The 1,767-nt window shown below is 32.1% G+C and carries 2 protein-coding genes; both read left to right on the top strand.

The features are described 5' to 3' along the window. The first annotated feature begins 119 nt into the window (after nt 1–119). On the top strand, nt 120–1,139 hold the full coding sequence (locus tag T344_RS0119370; protein ID WP_027630046.1) for a hypothetical protein: 1,020 nt from the start codon (nt 120–122) through the stop codon (nt 1,137–1,139). Nucleotides 1,140–1,155: 16 nt separating this feature from the next. Next, nucleotides 1,156–1,767: condensation domain-containing protein (locus tag T344_RS28840; protein WP_034862413.1), on the top strand; the 612-nt coding region annotated here is incomplete at its 3' end.

Here is a 1,767-nt window from a genome sequence, read left to right on the forward strand (position 1 = left end):
AAAGAAACTCCCGAAGTGACACCATACGATGTGGGTGATGAAGAGCTTTCTATAGAAGAGATGGAAGACATCTCTGAATTTTTTAGTAATTTGTAATTAATGCACACGGAGGTTGATATATGAATTACATTTTATACTGTGCCTTTACAGATTCTAAAATCATAGATATGACAATTTATTCATTGAAATCACTTTTCTACATATCAAAACCATTTTATAAGGACACGAAGGCGGTAATTTTTACAAATAATATCGAGCCATTTGCAAGGGAATTCCAAAACAATGAATTTATAGTGCTGGAAGATATACCTGAAGATACATTACAAAACTGGCTTGGGGGGCTCAATTATATGCCCAGAATAAAAATTAAATCTCTTCAATATTTTTTTTCAAAGTATAGTGGGAATGTGATTTTTATAGATAGTGACACCTTTTATCTAAAGACCCTTGAACACCTTTTTGAAATGGTCGATGAAGGACGGTTTATTATGTATTCAGCATGCCCTTCATTAAGCAAATTGCTAAAGTGCCTTAAAGAGTTTTTTAATGAACAGCCTCCAAATTTTCCATTTCCATTATATAAATTCTGCTTGGACATGGAGAGGAACAAATCAATATCCAATGGACAAAAAAGGTTTGAAATACCGTTATCCTTCAACCAGTTTAACTCGGGTGTTATCGGTATGAATCAATCATATTCTGATATATTCGATGAAGTACTTGAACTGTCGGATACTATTATAAAAAAATATGGTTATTGGTGTGCCGAAGAATTTGCGTTTTCTTATATATTTCAAGGTATTCAGGGGATAACCAGATGTGACGATACAGTGTACCATTATTTTAATGACAAGTGGGTCAGGTATATTTTGGAAGTATTTTTAGAGGGTGTTAACAAGGATGTTAAAAATGAGCTGTACTCTTACCTAAAAGAAAATAATCTTGATAGACTTAAAAGTATAAACTTGGTGTACGAGGACCTCCCTTACTTTATATATTTTGTAAGAGTTTATATATTGAAATATGGTACTGATAAGCTTCACCAGATGTACTTTGATGAGGATTCCTTCTATATAGGGATAACAAAGAATATCTGTATTTATGAAAAATTTATGTCCCTCTGGGAAAAAAATAAATAGTAACGGGGGTTTATCAATGAATAATAAAGTGGACATGAAAAAGATATATAACCTATCTCCTATGCAGGAGGGGATACTTTTTCATGCATTAATGGATAAAGAGTCAGACGCTTACCTTATACAAAATGTATTTTACATCAAAGGATATCTTGATATTACTATATTTGAGAAAAGCCTGAATATTATTATTGAGAGACACGATATTCTCAGGACAAGTTTCGTGTATGAATTCACAAAGAATCCCAAGCAGGTGGTAATGGAAAATAGAAATTTGAAAATTAATTATATAGATATTTCGAGTTATACTGAAAATGGTAAAAACGTGTTCGTTGAAGAATATGTTTTTAATGACAGACAGAAGAAATTTGATCTGACCAGGGATATTCTTATAAGGATGTCGATTGTAAAGACGAGTGAAAATTCCTTCGTGCTTATATGGGATTCTCACCATATATTAATGGATGGCTGGTGTTTAGGAATATTAATTAATGAATTATTCGAGATATACCAATCGCAAATGAATGACAGGCCATTAAGACTGGGAGAACCTTATTCATATATAGATTATATAAGGTGGCTTAAAAGACAAGATAAAGAGTTGGCGTTGTCATACTGGAAAGAGTATTTA

Origin of the sequence: Ruminiclostridium cellobioparum DSM 1351 = ATCC 15832 (assembly GCF_000621505.1) — a bacterium.
Classification (GTDB): domain Bacteria; phylum Bacillota; class Clostridia; order Acetivibrionales; family DSM-1351; genus Ruminiclostridium; species Ruminiclostridium cellobioparum.